14 protein-coding genes and 1 CRISPR repeat array are annotated in these 15524 nt (G+C 73.5%); of the genes, 5 read left to right on the top strand and 9 right to left on the bottom strand.

Features of this window, described 5'->3' with window-relative positions; all coding sequences use genetic code 11:
• Positions 1-33: 33 nt before the first annotated feature.
• From cas5e to cas2e, 4 genes are read left to right on the top strand one after another with little or no spacing between them, the layout of a single operon-like run.
• On the top strand, positions 34-882 hold the full coding sequence (gene cas5e, locus ACF1AG_RS30700; RefSeq protein ID WP_391810730.1) for a type I-E CRISPR-associated protein Cas5/CasD: 849 nt from the start codon (positions 34-36) through the stop codon (positions 880-882).
• Entirely contained in the window at positions 875-1555 is a 681-nt protein-coding gene (gene cas6e / locus ACF1AG_RS30695; RefSeq protein ID WP_391810729.1) for a type I-E CRISPR-associated protein Cas6/Cse3/CasE, read from the top strand. The genes cas5e and cas6e overlap by 8 nt, the downstream gene beginning before the upstream one ends.
• Entirely contained in the window at positions 1552-2526 is a 975-nt protein-coding gene (gene cas1e, locus ACF1AG_RS30690; RefSeq protein WP_391810728.1) for a type I-E CRISPR-associated endonuclease Cas1e, read from the top strand. The genes cas6e and cas1e overlap by 4 nt, the downstream gene beginning before the upstream one ends.
• A 28-nt stretch (positions 2527-2554) precedes the next feature.
• A complete protein-coding gene (cas2e, locus tag ACF1AG_RS30685) occupies positions 2555-2866 on the top strand; it encodes a type I-E CRISPR-associated endoribonuclease Cas2e (RefSeq protein WP_391810727.1) in 312 nt (103 codons plus the stop codon).
• A gap of 18 nt (positions 2867-2884) precedes the next feature.
• Positions 2885-4865: direct repeats of the CRISPR family, unit length 29 nt; unit sequence GTCCTCTCCGCGCGAGCGGAGGTGTGCCG.
• A 129-nt stretch (positions 4866-4994) separates the two neighbouring features.
• Here the strand turns inward: cas2e and ACF1AG_RS30680 are convergent.
• Genes ACF1AG_RS30680 through ACF1AG_RS30670 form a run of 3 tightly spaced genes read right to left on the bottom strand, consistent with a single transcriptional unit; the run spans position 4995 to position 7776 of the window.
• Positions 4995-5285, bottom strand: a complete 291-nt coding sequence (locus ACF1AG_RS30680) for an antibiotic biosynthesis monooxygenase family protein (protein WP_391810726.1) — start codon at positions 5283-5285, stop codon at positions 4995-4997.
• A 34-nt stretch (positions 5286-5319) separates the two neighbouring features.
• Positions 5320-6279, bottom strand: coding sequence for a DMT family transporter (locus ACF1AG_RS30675; protein ID WP_391810725.1), 960 nt, complete (start codon positions 6277-6279; stop codon positions 5320-5322).
• 18 nt (positions 6280-6297) lie between these two features.
• Positions 6298-7776, bottom strand: a complete 1479-nt coding sequence (locus tag ACF1AG_RS30670; RefSeq protein WP_359602498.1) for an MFS transporter — start codon at positions 7774-7776, stop codon at positions 6298-6300.
• Positions 7777-7939: 163 nt separating this feature from the next.
• On the opposite strand from ACF1AG_RS30670, the gene ACF1AG_RS30665 reads away from it, so the two are divergent.
• Positions 7940-8710, top strand: coding sequence for an SDR family oxidoreductase (locus tag ACF1AG_RS30665; RefSeq protein ID WP_359602497.1), 771 nt, complete (start codon positions 7940-7942; stop codon positions 8708-8710).
• Here the strand turns inward: ACF1AG_RS30665 and ACF1AG_RS30660 are convergent.
• The 6 genes from ACF1AG_RS30660 to ACF1AG_RS30635 all read right to left on the bottom strand — a co-directional run.
• Positions 8659-9981 carry an activator-dependent family glycosyltransferase gene (locus tag ACF1AG_RS30660; RefSeq protein WP_391810724.1) on the bottom strand — a complete coding sequence of 441 codons (1323 nt, stop codon included), beginning with the start codon at positions 9979-9981 and terminating at the stop codon, positions 8659-8661. The genes ACF1AG_RS30665 and ACF1AG_RS30660 overlap by 52 nt on opposite strands.
• A gap of 5 nt (positions 9982-9986) precedes the next feature.
• A complete protein-coding gene (locus ACF1AG_RS30655; protein WP_391810723.1) occupies positions 9987-11633 on the bottom strand; it encodes an FAD-binding protein in 1647 nt (548 codons plus the stop codon).
• Positions 11634-11684: 51 nt separating this feature from the next.
• Positions 11685-12932, bottom strand: coding sequence for a ketosynthase chain-length factor (locus ACF1AG_RS30650; protein ID WP_359602492.1), 1248 nt, complete (start codon positions 12930-12932; stop codon positions 11685-11687).
• A complete protein-coding gene (locus tag ACF1AG_RS30645; RefSeq protein ID WP_359602491.1) occupies positions 12929-14194 on the bottom strand; it encodes a beta-ketoacyl-[acyl-carrier-protein] synthase family protein in 1266 nt (421 codons plus the stop codon). The genes ACF1AG_RS30650 and ACF1AG_RS30645 overlap by 4 nt, the downstream gene beginning before the upstream one ends.
• A 10-nt stretch (positions 14195-14204) precedes the next feature.
• Positions 14205-14978: a thioesterase II family protein gene (locus ACF1AG_RS30640; RefSeq protein ID WP_391810722.1), complete on the bottom strand. Its 774-nt coding sequence runs from the start codon at positions 14976-14978 to the stop codon at positions 14205-14207.
• Between the two features lie 126 nt (positions 14979-15104).
• A partial coding sequence (locus ACF1AG_RS30635; protein WP_391810721.1) for an adenosylhomocysteinase occupies positions 15105-15524 on the bottom strand: 420 nt, incomplete at its 5' end.

The raw sequence follows: 15524 nt of genomic DNA, 5'->3' as shown, positions 1-15524 counted from the left end.
ACCGTCCCCGTGCAGGGCGCAGCCGGGACTGCTGTGCAAGCGCCGGCCCCGGCGGTGCCGGGACTGCTGCTGCTCTGCGCCGGACCCCTGCAATCCTGGGGTCACCACAGCCACTTCAACCAGCGCGACACCGCCGCGTTCCCGACCCGCTCCGGCATCCTCGGTCTCCTCGCCGCAGCGCTCGGCCGCGACCGCGACGAGCCCGTCGACGACCTGGCGCGGCTCGGTCTGACCGTGCGCGTGGACCGGCCCGGTGTTCTCCTGCGGGACCTGCACACCGTCGGCGGCGGGCTGCCGGCCGCTGCCACGGTCACCACCGCCCAGGGCAAGAAGCGTTCCGGGGACACCACCACACTGCTGTCCCACCGCTACTACCTCGCCGACGCCGCCTTCACCATCGCCGTCACCAGCCCCAGCCCCAGCGGCCTGCTCACCGACTGCGAAAGAGCCCTGCGCGCTCCGCGATGGCCTCTGTTCCTGGGCCGGCGCGCCTGCCCGCCCACCGGCCCTCTTTTCCTCGCTCTCGTCGACGACGCCCTGCACCACTTGGTGCGCCTCCCCCTCGCCGCCCCGACACCCCGGACAGGCCGCATCACCCCAACTGTGGACTTCCTTTCCGACAGCCCTCTCGACCGGCTGCCACTGCCCGACGGCGTCCACGCCGGCGACCCGGCAGAGGCCGCCCACCCATCGACGAGCCTCAACGACCAGCCCGTCACCTTCCATCCCACCCGGCGCAGCTACCGGGCCCGGCCCCTGTTCCGCCGCACCGTCACCCCGCCCGCCGACCAGTGGGGCGGGCTCGGAACGGACTACCTCCAGGCCCTCGGCGAGTATGCGCATCGTCATTTCCGCACCAGCGAGGGAGCTGTCCATGAATGACATCTGGCTGACCCGGATCGTCCCTCACGCCTCCTCCCGCGACGCCCGAGGCGACCTCGGCAACGCCGTCGGACTGCACCGCCGGCTCATGTCCCTCTTCCCCGACGGAGCCGGCCCCGACCCGAGGGCGGCCCTGGGTGTTCTCCACCGTGTCGAGGACTCCCCCACCGGCCCGTACATCCTCATGCAGTCCCGTCAACAGCCCGACCTCGGCAAGCTTCCGAAGGACTACGGCACAACGGCCGTCCGGGAAACCAGCCCCCTCCTCAGTGCCCTCCGCCCCGGCGCGACCATCCACTTCCGCTGCGTCGCCAGCCCGGTACGCAAGCCCGGGGCCAGCACCCGCAGCCTCTACAACCTGCCCGCCGTCGTACCCCTCACCGGCGCCCACGCCGACGAATGGTGGATGCGCCAGGCCGGCACCGCCGGCCTGAAGGTGCTGACCCTGCGCTCCCAGCCGCTCGACAGCGCCACCGGCCTGCGCGGGCGGCGCGGCACCGACCAGCAGCGCATCCGCCACGCCCGGACCCGCTTCGACGGCACCGCCGCCGTCATCGATCCCGACCAGCTCCGGGCGAAGCTGGCCGACGGCATCGGGCGCGGCAAGGCCTACGGCTGCGGGCTGCTCACCATCGCCCCCGCCCGATCCCGGGAAGGCGCCACCCGAGCATGACCGCGCCTTCCGCCCCCGCCGGGCGCCGCAGACTCGCCGCCCCTACGGTGGCCATGCTGCCCCGCTTCGCGGACTCCCTGTCGTTCCTCTACCTGGACGTCGTCCGCGTCCTGCAGGACGACACCGGAGTCCTGGCCGAAGTGTCCAGCGACCGGCGAGGCAGACAGACCGTCCACCTGCCCACCGCCGCCCTCAGCTGCGTGCTCCTGGGCCCCGGCACCTCCATCACCGCCCGTGCCATGGCCACCCTGGCCCGTCACGGCACCACCGTGGTCGTCACCGGTTCGGGCGGCGTCCGCTGCTACGCCGCCACCCAACCGGACTCCCTTACGACTGTCTGGCTCGAGCGCCAGGCCCGGTCCTGGGCCGACGACAACCGACGGCTCGCCGTCGCCACTGCCATGTACGAACGGCGCTTCGGCACAGGCTCCGTACCGCCCGGCACCTCGCTTGCCCAGCTTCGCGGCATGGAAGGACAGCGCGTCAAGGCGCAGTACAGGCTCCTCGCCCAGCAGTACAAGATCGGCCGCTTCCGCCGTAGCTACGACCCCGCACAGTGGGACACCCAGGACCCCGTCAACCTCGCTCTCTCCTCCGCGAACACCTGCCTCTACGGCATCGTCCACGCGGCCGTACTCGCCCTTGGCTGCTCACCTGCCCTGGGATTCGTCCACAACGGCAACCAGCAGGCATTCGTCTATGACGTTGCCGACCTCTACAAGGCCGAGCTGACCATCCCACTGGCCTTCTCCCTCAACGCCTCGACCAACCCGGAGGCGGAGGCACGCCGCTCCTTCCGCAACGGCTTACGCCTCTTCCGGCTCCTGCCGCGCATCGTCCATGACATCCAGTCCCTCCTCGACCCTGACAGCGACCGCGAGGAACCCGACCCCGAGGAGGAACTCGTCGACCTGTGGGACCCCGTGGTCGGCACCCTCCCCGGCGGCACCAACCACGGCGGAGCCTCATGACATCCCTCAACCGGAAGGCACGGCAGTCATGGCCTCGATGACCGTCCTCGCCACCACAGCCGTCCCCGACCACCTCCGCGGCGCCCTCACCCGATGGCTCCTCGAGGTCACCCCCGAGCTCTACGTAGGCACCGTCTCCGCCCGCGTACGCGACGAACTCTGGGCCTCCGCCACCGCCTGCGTCGGCAACGGCACCGCCGTCCTCGCCTACCCCAGCGACAACGAGCAGGGCTTCGAACTCCGCACGGCCGGACAACAGCGCCGCAGCCCAATCGACTTCGACGGCCTCACCCTCATCGCGTTCCAGGGAGAAAGCCAAGAAACGGCAAACTCCCCCTGACGTTGCAGGTCAGGAAGTGTCCTCTCCGCGCGAGCGGAGGTGTGCCGCCCGCTCCGTCAGACACGGGCTCCTCCTGGTCGTCCTCTCCGCGCGAGCGGAGGTGTGCCGCGGGTTTTGCCGAGGCAGGAGACTTCTTCTTCGTCCTCTCCGCGCGAGCGGAGGTGTGCCGTCTTGTAGGCGAGCTGGCGGCGGGTCTCACCCGTCCTCTCCGCGCGAGCGGAGGTGTGCCGCCATGAGGTCTCTCCTATGAGGTTGAACAGTGGTCCTCTCCGCGCGAGCGGAGGTGTGCCGTCGGGCCCGAGCCACAGACCGTCCTCGCCGGGGTCCTCTCCGCGCGAGCGGAGGTGTGCCGGGGCCCAACCCGAAGGCCAGACCCCTCAACGCGTCCTCTCCGCGCGAGCGGAGGTGTGCCGTCAGTTGGGCTAATCCTGAGGGGGGCAATGCGGTCCTCTCCGCGCGAGCGGAGGTGTGCCTCCATCTTCTGGATCGGGTGTTCCCCCCACCTCGTCCTCTCCGCGCGAGCGGAGGTGTGCCGGAAATCAACCGGGCGAACGCCATCGCGGAAAAGTCCTCTCCGCGCGAGCGGAGGTGTGCCGGCCTCTGCCTCGTTCCGCTCGTTCGCGCGTTCGTCCTCTCCGCGCGAGCGGAGGTGTGCCGTCCACCGCCAGCCCGCCGCTGTGTCTGCTGCCGTCCTCTCCGCGCGAGCGGAGGTGTGCCGGCAACTGGGACCAGGCCATCACCCACGGCGTCGTCCTCTCCGCGCGAGCGGAGGTGTGCCGCTGATCCGCTGGCACGGCGAGGACAGCAAGACGTCCTCTCCGCGCGAGCGGAGGTGTGCCGTTCACCCTGTCCGGGGAGAACGGCCTCACCATGTCCTCTCCGCGCGAGCGGAGGTGTGCCGCGTCACCTCAAGCAGGATGAGGGAAACCGGAGGTCCTCTCCGCGCGAGCGGAGGTGTGCCGCCCTGCACGCCCCTGTCGGCGAACTCGTTCAGGTCCTCTCCACGCGAGCGGAGGTGTGCCGGCGCAGACCGTCGCGCTGCGGAACCTGCTGCTGTCCTCTCCGCGCGAGCGGAGGTGTGCCGCCGTACATCTGGGGCGGCGTCGGACCGACGGGGTCCTCTCCGCGCGAGCGGAGGTGTGCCGCGGACGTCGCCGTCGTGGTCACCGCCGGGGGTGTCCTCTCCGCGCGAGCGGAGGTGTGCCGCCGGACGGCAGTTGGGCGTCGTTCGAGGTCGCGTCCTCTCCGCGCGAGCGGAGGTGTGCCGCAGCCAGTGGCGCAGGTGGCGGCGATGGCGACGTCCTCTCCGCGCGAGCGGAGGTGTGCCGGCCGCCATGCGCACCGTCGCCAAGGTGACCGTGTCCTCTCCGCGCGAGCGGAGGTGTGCCGTACCAGGAAGCCGTGCGCGAGCACGGCGCCGCGTCCTCTCCGCGCGAGCGGAGGTGTGCCGGCGATCGTGTCCGGCGTCGCGGCAGGGTCGGCGTCCTCTCCGCGCGAGCGGAGGTGTGCCGCTCATGGGCCCCGCCGAGGAGGGCGGCCGGGCGTTCTCTCCGCGCGAGCGGAGGTGTGCCGTGCTCGGCCTGCGGCGAGTCGATCCACATCTGGTCCTCTCCGCGCGAGCGGAGGTGTGCCGCCGAGGGGCATCGTCAGCTCGCGCGGTGCAGGGTCCTCTCCGCGCGAGCGGAGGTGTGCCGGCGTCCAGGCCCATCAGGCGCTCGATGACAGCGTCCTCTCCGCGCGAGCGGAAGTGTGCCGGCAGGGGACGGGGGCGTGCTGCCGGTGCTGCCGTCCTCTCCGCGCGAGCGAAGGTGTGCCGGTCGGCGAGGACGTCGGCAAACCCAAGTCGAAGTCCTCTCCGCGCGAGCGGAGGTGAGCCCACCGAGGGCTTCAGCGAGTCGACGGGCTTCCTGTCCTCTCCGCGCAAGCGGAGGTGAGCCGTTGTCGCTGTTCTCCGAGGAGACCGTGACGGAGTCCTCTCCGCGCGAGAGGAGGTGAGCCCGTACGCCCTACCAAGAGGTAGGCGACGGCCCCCTCCACTCCGCGCGGCCTGTCCCGGCAGGGCGCCAACCACCCGCCAGCCACATCCCCACCTCACGGGCCGGTACGACCACGGACCTCAAGCCCTCACTCAGGCAGCGCGTTCCTGCGACACCGTATAAAGATTGGGCTCCCCCGTCCCCAGTTCCCGCAGCGCCGCGCGGTGCGCGGCGAACTCCGGCTGGGCCAGGGCCCGTTCGAAGGAGGCGCGGTCCTCCCACTCCGCGACGTTGACGTACGCGCCCGGCTCGTCCGCGTGCTTGAGCAGGCGGTGGCTGATGAAGCCGGGCTGGGCGCGGAAGAACTCCGACGTCGTGGCGAAGGCCGATTCGAAGTCGGCCTGCGGGCCGGTGACGGTGAAGCGGTTGACGAAGACGATCACGGCTGCTCCTTTCCGGTGGGCCGGGCGGCGGACCTCAGCGCGCCGCCGCGGGGGACTTGGCGGCCGAGGCCGCCCGGGGGGCGGATTCCGCGCGGCCGGCGGGGGCGGCGCGGCGCGGCAGGCGGGTCAGGACCAGGCCGGCCACGATGACGGCCATGCCGAGGATCTCGCGGGCGCCCAGCACGTGGTCCTCCAGCAGCACCATGCCGAGGGTGAGCACCACCGGCACCGCGTACAGCACGCCGGACGCCTTGGCGGCGCCCTCCTCGCGGATCAGCCAGGCGAAGCACATGTAGACCAGGCCGGTGTTGAGGACGCCGAGCACCAGCAGGGCGCCGATGATCGAGGCGGAGAAGTGCGGGGTGGAGTCGAAGCCGCCGTTGGGCATGTTGATGCCGGCCCAGCCGACGCCGATGACGGCCTGGGTGGTGGCGAGGACCAGCGGCGTCATGGCCTTTTCGCCCTTCTCGGCGCCCATGAGCTTCTCCATGAGCAGCATGGACCAGCCGTAGGCGACGGCGGCGACGGCGTTCACGGCCGCTCCGGCCGACAGCCATTCGGCGCCCCAGGGCGCGTACAGCACGAGCACGCCAGCGAAGCCGACGACGAGGCCCGCGGTCACCCTGGCCGGGACGCGGTCGGCGCGCCGGGCCGCCAGGCAGAGCAGGACCACGCACAGCGGCACGCTGGCGTTGAAGACCGACACCATGTCCGCGTCGGCGCCGACGGCGTCGTCGACCAGCTCGACCAGCAGCACCGGCAGGGCGTTGGCGAGGAAGGCGATCAGCACGAGGCGGGCCCACACGCCCGCCCCGCGTGGCAGTCTCTCCCGTCCGAACGCGAGGATGCCGAGCATCGCCACGGCCCCGACGAGGATGCGGAAGAAGCTGAACTGGGCGGAGTTCAGTCCCCCGAAGACGATCTTGATCCAGAAGTAGCTGGAGCCCCACATGAGGGCGACGGCGGCGAAGCGCGCCGCGGAGTCGAAACGCACGGCGTTTCCTCCCGTGTCTCAGCGGCCCGAGGTGCGCGCGGCACCGGCCGGTCGGATGAAGAGCGCGACGGCGAACGCGGCCACGGCGAAGCAGGCGCCCGCGGTGAAGCTGGCGGACATGCTCTCCAGGAACACATGGCCCTGGACCGCCTCTTCGGGCAGGCCGGCCGGCGGGTTCTCGGCGGCGGCGCTGCCCGCACGGGCGGCGACGGTGACCAGGACGGCCAGTCCGAGTGAGGCGCCGACGGTCTGCAGCGCGTTGTGCACGCTGGAGGCGGCGCCGGCCTCGTCACGGCGCAGGCCCGAGGTACCCAGGACGGTGGTGGGCAGTACGCAGAAGGCCATGCCGGTGCCGAACACGAGCAGCGCGGGCAGGGCGGTGTTCCAGTAGACGGAGCCCGCCTCCAGCCGTGACAGCCACAGGTTGGCGACGACGAGCAGGGCGGCGCCGGTGAGCATCAGCCGCTTGGGGCCGACGGCCCGCTCGATGCGGACGGCCGCCCCGGACATGGTGATCATCGCGACCGCCACCGGGGTCAGCGCCAGCGCCGACGTCAGCGGGTCGTGGCCGGCGACGTACTGGAAGTACTGGATGAGGAAGAACATGGTGCCGATGAGGGCGCCCTGCACGGCGAAGGTGCCGGTGTAGGCGGTCAGCCGGTCGCGGTCGGCGAACAGGCGCAGCACCACGACGGGCTGCTCGGCGCGCCGTTCGACGAACCAGAAGGTCACGAGCAGCAGGACGCCGGCGGTGAGGGTGCCGACCACCAGCGGGTCGCTCCACGGGTGTTCCGCGACGCGGGCGAGACCGAACACGAGGGCGGCGGCGCCGGCGGTGGACAGCACCGCGCCGGCGAGGTCGAACCGGCCGCGGCTGCGGGGGGTTTCGGCGATGACGAGCGGGGCGAGGAGCAGGATGGCCACGCCGATGGGCACGTTGAGCAGGAGCACCCAGCGCCAGGAGCTGAGGGAGGTCAGCGCGCCGGACAGCAGCAGTCCGCCGGCGGTGCTGAGCGCGCCCACCGCGGTGCACACCGCGATGGCCTTCTTGCGTCCCGCGCCCTCGGGGAACAGGCTCAGCACGAGGGCGAGCGCGCTGGGTGCGGCGAAGGCCGCGCCGACGCCCTGGACGGCGCGCACGGCGATGAGGAACTCCCCGGAGGGCGCGAGGGCGCGCAGCGCGGCGGCGGCGGTGAACAGGGCGACGCCGGCGAGGAACACCCGCCGGCGGCCCAGCAGGTCGCCGGTGCGTCCGCCGAGCAGCAGCAGCCCGCCGAAGGTCAGCAGGTAGGCGTTGAGGACCCAGCCCAGGCCGACCGGGCCGAGCCCGAGGTCCTGTCCCATGCCGGGCAGGGCGATGTTCACCATCGACTCGTCGATCATGATCATCGCGTTGCAGGTGGCCAGCAGGCCGAGCGCGAGTCCGGCGCGGGCCGCGGGGGCCGGTTTCGGCGGCGCCGTGCCGAGCGCCGGTGGTTCGGTGACGTGCGCGGACATGCCGTGCCTCCAGGGGACGTGGTCGGACGGGACGTGCCGGTTGCGGGGCGCCCGACGGCCGCGGACCCCGGCTCTGACGGTCCACGGCATGTGCACGGCGCCCGGACACGGTCCCAACGGCCGCTAGAGCCGTCTTCGAGCCACGGTGGCTAACGTCCGCCGTATGACGCGACGTCAGGACGGGACGGGACAGGGGCGTGTGGCCGTGGTCACCGGCGGCGGCACGGGCATCGGGCGTGCGACGGCGAGGGCGCTGGCGGCGGACGGTGCGCGGGTGCTGGTGGTGGGCCGTACGGCCGCGACGCTGGAGCGGACGGCCGCCGGCCACCAGGGTGTGCGGACGCTGGTGGCGGATCTGACGGACGAGGACGCTCCGGAGCGGATCACGTCGGCGGCGCTGGACGCCTTCGGCCGGCTGGACGTGCTGGTGCACAACGCGGCGGTCGTGCTGCCCGAGCCGTTCGGCGCCGTGACGCGGGAGCACGCCCGGCTCCAGGTGGAGACCAATCTGCTCGCGCCGGTGCTGCTGACCCGTGCCGCGCTGCCCGCGCTCGCCGCGGCGCGGGGCACGGTGGTGGCGGTGGGCACGGCGGCGGTGCAGGGGCGCCGCGCCTTCGCGGGGATGTCGCTGTACGGGGCGACCAAGACGGCGCTGGACTTCCTGGTGCGGACCTGGGCGGTGGAGCTGGCGCCGTGGGGCGTCCGCGCGGTGGGGGTGGCGCCCGGCGAGACGGACACCGGGATCGGCGAGCGCATGGGCTGGAGTCCGGCGGACATCGCCCGTCACCAGGCGGAGGCCGCCGCGCGCACGCCGTCGGGCCGGGTGGGCCGGCCGGAGGACGTCGCCTGGTGGGTCGTCCGGCTGGCCCGGCCCGAGGGCGCCTATGCGAACGGCGCGGTGGTGACCGTGGACGGCGGTGCGTCGGTGGTCTGACCGGCGTGTTCGGCGGTGAGCCGTTCCAGTTCGCGCACCGCCTCGTTGGGCGTCGGCTCGGCGAGGATCTCGGCCCGCACCCGGTCGGCGGCCTTGGTGAAGGACTCCTCGGTGAGGAGTCGCTCGACCCCCGCGCGCAGGGCGTCGACGGTGAGGCCGGCGGCCGGCAGGTACAGTCCGTGGCCGAGTTCGGCCACGCGCCGGGCCTTGGCGACCGTGTCCCAGCCGTAGGGCAGCATCAGCTGGGGCACGCCGTGGAGTTCGGCGGTGGCGCGGGTGCCGATGCCGCCGTGGTGGACGACCGCCGCGCAGGTCGGCAGCAGGTCGTTCAGCGGGACGAACTCCACCAGCCGTACGTTCTCCGGTACCGGGCCGAGCTGGTCGCGGGCGTCGGCGCCGAGCGTCGCGACGATCTCCGCGTCGAGGCCGGCGAGGCCGTCGAGCAGCGCGCCGAAGGAGAACGGCGCGTGGTCGAGTTCGCCGGACAGGCCCAGTGTCAGGCAGACCCGCGGCCGGCCTGCCGGTTCCCGCAGCCAGTCCGGGACCACGGAGGGCCCGTTGTGCGGTACGTGGCGCACGCCGACGGTGCGCAGGCCGAGGTCGAGGCGGGAGCCGGGCGGGGTGATGTCGATCGTCCACCGGCCGGTGACCATGTCCTCGGTGAAGCCGAGGTGGGGCGCGTAGCGCCGTACGGCCCGGCCGAGCCACTCGGCGGTGGGGTCCTGCACGGGTCCGGGGAGGGCCGCGGTCAGGCGCAGGAACTCCTGGCGGGCCCGGACGGTGATGTCCACGCCGTGCAGCAGCCGGGCGTGCGCGGCTCCGACGGCGTGGGCGGCGACGGCGCCGGCGAAGGTGTGCTGCTCCCAGATGACCAGGTCGGGGCGCCAGTGCCGGGCGTAGGCGACGAGGTCGTCGAGCATCGCGTCGTTGCTGACCGACGCGTACAGGGAGGCGACGGCGATGTTCTCCAGGGCGAGCAGGGACTCGTGGGTCCACTGCCCGGGGTCGTCGCGGGTGAAGTCGAATCCCTGGACGTGGGCGGAGCCGTCCTCGAGGATCTGCCCGAGCAGTTCGGGGGCGTGCGGGTCGTTGAAGTACCAGTCCGGTGTGCCGACGGGTACGGCGGTGAGTCCGGCGCCGGTGATCTGCTCGGTGAGGTCGGGGTGGGAGGCGACGCGCACCTCGTGCCCGGCGGTGCGCAGCGCGGAGGCGAGCGGCACCATCGAGAAGTAGTGGGTGTGGTGCGGGAAGGAGACGAACAGGACCTTCATCGCGCTCACCGTCCGTGCGGCGGGCGGACGGACAGGGTGTGCCGGAAGACGTCGCGCGGGTCCCAGACGGCCTTGGCGCGCTGGAGCCTGGGGTAGGCGTCCTTGTAGTAGAGGCGGTGCCAGGGCACGCCGGAGGTGTTCCAGCGGGCGTCGGCGGTGTCGATGTCGGGGTAGTTGATGTAGCAGCCGTCGCTGTCGCGGCCGGGGACGGGGACGCCGCCGGTGGCGCCGTACACGTCCCGGTAGAGCCGGCGCAGCCAGTCGACGGACTCGCCGTCGGCGTCGGGGTCCTGCCAGGTGTTCATGAACAGGGCCTTGAGGACGGAGTCGCGGTGGGTGGAGGCGGTCGCGCGTTCCGGCACGGTGTTGACGCGGCCGCCGAAGGACTGCAGGGAGACCGAGGCGGCGTCGTGCCGGTGGCCGGTGCTGTTGAGGTACGTGTACAGCACGTCGGCCTGGTCCTCGCGCCAGCTGCGGCGCAGGTACGCCGACTTGATCTTCTGCCGGCCCACCTCGTAGTCCTGGGAGGCGGCGAGGTCCTGCGTGGCGGTGAGCCAGGGCTGTGCGGTGATCTCCGAGATCTGCGGAGAGCCGCCCACGCCGTCGGCGACCGCCTCGGCGTAGGCGCGCAGCAGTCGCTCCGCGTCCGGGCGGGTGCCGTCCATGTGCGCGAAGCTGACGGCGGCCGGGGTGGGTTCGGCGTCGGGGGATGCGGGCCGTCCGTACATCACCAGGCCGCCGAAGAGCCCGGCGTAGGGGGAGGCTGCGTCGCTGTTGCGCTCGTGCCACAGGCCGTGGTTGCGCACCAGCCGGCGGAAGGAGGCCCGGTCCAGGCCCTCGCGCGGGACGTACACCATGCCGGACAGGACGGTGCCGGGCGGGCGGGGCAGCAGCCGGGACGGATCGTCGCAGCCGCGCGGGGCGCCGGGCGAGCGGAACCAGTAGCGGGTGACGATGCCGAAGTTGCCGCCGCCACCGCCGGTGTGGGCCCACCACAGCTCGCCCAGGGGGCCCTGGTCGTCGCGGGTGGCGACGACGGCGCGGGCGTGTCCGCGGGCGTCGACGACCACGACCTCGACGGCGTACAGGTGGTCGGCGGCGAGGCCGAAGGCGCGGGAGAGCGCGCCGTAGCCGCCGCCGGTGACGTGTCCGCCGAGGCCGACGGTGGCGCTGGCGCCGCCGGGCAGGGTGACGCCCCATCCGTAGTAGAGCTTGCGGTACACGTCCATCAGGCGGGCCCCGGCCTCCACCATGAAGGCGCGCCGCCGCGGGTCGTAGGTCACGGCGTCCATCGCGGCGAGGTCGAGGACCACGCGGACGGCGGGGTCGCCGACGACGTTCTCGAAGCAGTGGCCGCCGCTGCGCACGGCGATCCGCTTGCCGGCGCGTACGGCGTCGTCGACGGCGGCGACGACCTCGGCGGTGGTGGCGGCGAGCCGGAACGTCTCCGGGCGGGCGGTGAAGCGCTTGTTGCTGCCGCGGGTGGACAGTTCGGCGTAGCGCGGGTCGCCGGGGGTGACGGTGGCGGCGTCCGTCACGGACGCCGCCGTGTCCTGGGCGGCGGCGGGCGCGACGCCGGCGGCGGTCAGGCCGGCGGCGGCGCCCGCGGTGAGGGAGCCGGCGACGAAGCGGCGGCGGCTGGGAACGGTCATCGTTCACCTTTCTCGGTGGCTCGGGCCCGCGGCGGACCGGCCCGGGCGGGGTCAGACCGCGCCGAGGACGGCGGCGGAGTTGAATCCGCCCCGGCCGCGGGCCAGGACGAGGGCGTGGCGGAGGGTGGTCCGGCGGGGCGCGGTGACGAGGTCGACGGGGCAGTCGGCGGCGGGCGCGGCGGTGCCGGTGGTCGGCGGGATCACCTGGTCGCGCAGGGACAGCAGGGCCGCGGCGACGTCGAGCGAGGCGCCGCCGGCCAGCAGCCGGCCGGTCATCGACTTGGGCGCGGTGACCGGCACGCCCCGGGGGCCGAACAGGGCGGCGATCGCCTCGGCCTCGGCGCGGTCGGCGGCGCGGGCACCGGCGGCGTCGGCGAAGACCACGTCCACGTCCTGGGGGTGCACCCCGGCGTCGGCGAGGGCCAGCCGGGCGGCGTCCGCGAGGCGCGGTGCGCCGGGGCCGTCGAAGGTGGCCGCGTAGCCGGTGAACGCGCCGTAGACGCGGGCGCCGCGCTCGCGGGCGGCGGTGTCGCTCTCCAGGACGAACAGGGCGCCGCCCTCGCCGACGACGTGGCCGCTCGCGGCGGCGTCGAACGGCAGGTAGGCGCGGGCGGGGTCGGTGACGCGGCTCAGCTCGTCCGCGGCGAGGTGGGCGGCCCAGCCCCACGGGCACAGCGCCGAGTCGACGCCGCCGGTGACCATCAGCGCGGCGCCCTTGCGGATCTGCCGGCGGGCGTGGGCGAGGGCGTCCAGGCCGCCGGCCTGCTCGGCGACGACGACGCCGCTGGAGCCGCGCAGCCCGTGCCGGATGGAGATCTGGCCGGTGTTCACCGCGTAGAACCAGGCGAAGGACTGGTAGGCGCTGACGTGGCTGCCGCCCTTGGACCACAGGGCCTGCAGTTCGCGCTGTCCGAACTCGAAGCCGCCCGCGGAGGAGGCGGTGACCACGCCGGCGCCGTAGTCGGGCAGTGCGGCGGGGTCGGTGCCGCTGTCGTCGAGGGCCTCCTTGGCGGCGGCCAGCGACAGCCGGGTGACCCGGTCGGTCTGCGGCAGCAGCCGGCTGGGCAGGTGTGCGGCGTCCACGAAGCCGGGGACCTCGCCGGCCAGGCGCACCGGGTAGCGGGAGGCGTCGAAGCGGGTCACCGGGCGGATGCCGCTCTCGCCGCGCAGGGTCGCCGCCCACCAGGCCTCGGCGCCGAGCCCGTTGGGGGCGGTGACGCCGATGCCGGTGACGACGGAGCCGGTGACGGCGGGCGCGTCCGCGCAGGCGGCGGGGCGGGCCTGTGTCGCGGTGGTCATGCCGCCTCCTGCAGTCGCGGCCGGGTCAGGACGATGGCGCTCTGGAAGCCGCCGAAGCCGCTGCCGACGCTGAGCACGGTGTCGGTGCGCTGTTCCCGCGCGGTGAGCGGGGTGTAGTCGAGGTCGCAGGCCGGGTCGGCCTCGTGCAGGTTGGCCGTCGGCGGCACGGTGTCGTGCTCGATGGCCAGGGCGCTGGCGGCGACCTCCAGCGAGCCGATCGCGCCGAGCGAGTGGCCGATCATGGACTTGATGGAGCTGACGGGCACCCGGTAGGCGTGGTCGCCGAGGCTGCGCTTGAACGCGGCGGTCTCGTGCCGGTCGTTCTGCTTGGTGCCCGAGCCGTGGGCGTTGATGTAGTCGACTGCGGTGGGGTCGAGGCGGGCCTCGTCGAGGGCCGCGCGGATCGCCTCGGCCATCTCCACGCCGTCGGACTTCAGTCCGGTCATGTGGTAGGCGTTGCTGCGTCCGGCGAAGCCGGCGATCTCGGCGTAGACGTGGGCGCCGCGCCGGCGGGCGTGCCCGAACTCCTCGAGGACCAGCACGGCCGACCCTTCGCCGAGGACGAAGCCGTTGCGGGAGCGGTCGAAGGGCCGCGAGGCGGTCTCCGGCTCGTCGTTGCGCGGGCTGGTCGCCTTGATGGCGTCGAAGCAGGCCACGGTGATCGGGGAGATCGGCGCCTCGGTGGCTCCGGTCACCATCACGTCGGCGCTGCCCTCGCGGATCAGGTCGACGGCGTGTCCGACGGAGTCCAGGCCGGAGGTGCAGCCGGTGGACACCAGCGACACCGGGCCCTGGGCGCCGACCGCGCCGGCCACTTCGGCGGCCATGGAGCTGGGCACGAAGTAGTCGAAGAGGTGGGCGACCGCGCGGGTGTGGTCGACCTCCCAGGTGCTGCCGTTCTCGCTGACCACGCCGTACTCGGTGTCCAGGCCGGTGGTGCAGCCGACGGCGCTGCCCAGGGTGACGCCGGTGCGCAGCGGGTCGAGGGCGCCGGCCAGTCCGCTGTCCTCGACCGCCTCCCGGGCGCTGACGAGGGCGAACTGGGCGGCGCGGTCGAGGCGGGCCGCCTGCTGCGGCGCGATCCCGTGGGCGGCCGGGTCGAAGTCGGCCTCGGCGGCGATGCGCGAGCGGAAGGCGGACGCGTCGAACAGCGTGATGCCGCGTGTGGCGGTGCGGCCCGCCGTCAGGGTGTCCCAGAACGCCCGGGTCCCGACGCCGCCCGGGGCGACGACCCCGATGCCGGTGATGACGACCCGTCTCATCGGTTGTCCCTCACAGTTGTCCTCCAGATATGGGCCCAGGTACGAGCCGGGTGCGCCGCACCACGCGGCAGGCGCGCCCGATCAGTCGTGGTGCGTGCGGACCGCGGACGAAGAAGTGGTCGCCGGGGACGGTGCGCCGGACGAACCGGCCGGTGGTCCAGCGCGCCCAGCCGTCCAGCGCGGCGGCGTGGACGACGGGGTCGTCGCGGCCGCCGACGGCCAGGACGGGCACCGGCAGCGGGCCGGACGCGGGATCGGTGAGCGCGGCGGTGCGCAGGGCGGCGGCGAGTACGAGGTCGTCCCGGAGCACGGGCAGGACGGAGCGGTGCCACACGCTGCCGGGGTCGGCGAGCGCGCCGCCGGGCGCCGCGCCCAGGTCGGCGACGAACCGCAGCAGCCGTTCGTCGGTGATGTCGTCGTCCTGGCGGACCGGCACGGTGTGCGGCGCCGGGCTGGCGCCGACGGCGAGGAACTCGGGGGCCGGCAGTCCCCGGTCGGCGAGCGCGCGGGCGAGGGTGTGGGCGACGACGCCGCCCAGGCTGTGCCCGTAGAACGCGTACGGGCGGCCGTCGGCCACCTCGTCGGCCAGGGGTCCGAGGAGCGCGGCGAGCAGTTCCTCGCGGGTGGTGGCCCGCGGTTCGCGCCGCCGGCTCTCACGGCCGGGCAGCAGCAGCGGCGCCGTGACGACGCCGGGGCCGGTCAGGTCACGCCAGTGCGCGAACCCTGAGACGCCCGCCCCGGCGTGCGCGAAGCAGTAGAGCGTGACCGGCGTGCCGTCCCGCATGGTGTGTCGCACCTCCTCGGCCGCCGTGGGTGGGAGCGCATCGGCTGCGTCCGAGCCTCGCGGACGTGCCTGGAGCACGACTCGAATCGGCCAGGGGCCGGTGGACCGGGAGGGCGGCCGGGCGGGTCAGTAGCGGTAGTGGTCGGGCTTGTACGGGCCTTCCGCCTTCACGCCGATGTAGTCGGCCTGGTCCTGGCGCAGCGTGGTGAGCTTGACGCCGAGGGCGTCCAGGTGGAGGCGGGCGACCTTCTCGTCGAGGTGCTTGGGCAGCACGTAGACGCCGGTGGGGTACTCGTCGGGCTTGGTGAACAGCTCGATCTGGGCCAGGGTCTGGTCCGCGAAGGAGTTGGACATCACGAACGAGGGGTGGCCGGTGGCGTTGCCCAGGTTCAGCAGGCGGCCCTCGGACAGCACGATGATCTTCTTGCCGTCGGGGAACGTCCAGGTGTGGACCTGCGGCTTGATCTCGTCCTTGACGATGCCCGGGACCTTCGCGAGGCCGGCCATGTCGATCTCGTTGTCGAAGTGACCGATGTTCCCGACGAT

The organism is Streptomyces sp. NPDC014764 (genome assembly GCF_043082785.1).
GTDB classification, from domain to species: domain Bacteria; phylum Actinomycetota; class Actinomycetes; order Streptomycetales; family Streptomycetaceae; genus Streptomyces; species Streptomyces althioticus.
This window is presented reverse-complemented; position numbering and strand designations above follow the sequence as displayed.